This is a genomic window from Chryseobacterium sp. SIMBA_029 (genome assembly GCF_046535275.1).
Lineage (GTDB): Bacteria > Bacteroidota > Bacteroidia > Flavobacteriales > Weeksellaceae > Chryseobacterium.
Window position 1 is genome coordinate 1 of sequence record NZ_JAWRXA010000317.1, and the last position, 272, is coordinate 272.

Genomic DNA, 272 nt, shown 5'->3' on the forward strand with positions numbered 1-272 from the left:
ATTTTAAGAGAGGCCTTTGGTATGACGGGATCAATCGTGGTACCTAAGCCCTCATGGAGGCCGTTAAGGGAAAATTCAAACCTGAAGCCACTACAGCCCATTCAGGGGATGGAAGCGCTCTTAAAATTGTCATTATAGCCTTTGTTATTTTCATCATGATTGCCATTCTTTTCGGTAATCGTGGTGGCGGTGGCGGCGGTGGAAATTATGACGATGACGATGATGTTATTATTACACGCAAAGGACGCAGAAACTATCCTGGCGGCTTCGTT

1 pseudogene is annotated in these 272 nt (G+C 45.6%); it reads left to right on the top strand.

From position 1 onward, the window contains the following. Nucleotides 1-53: 53 nt before the first annotated feature. Nucleotides 54-272: pseudogene (locus SB679_RS24270) on the top strand (TPM domain-containing protein); the annotation flags it as partial.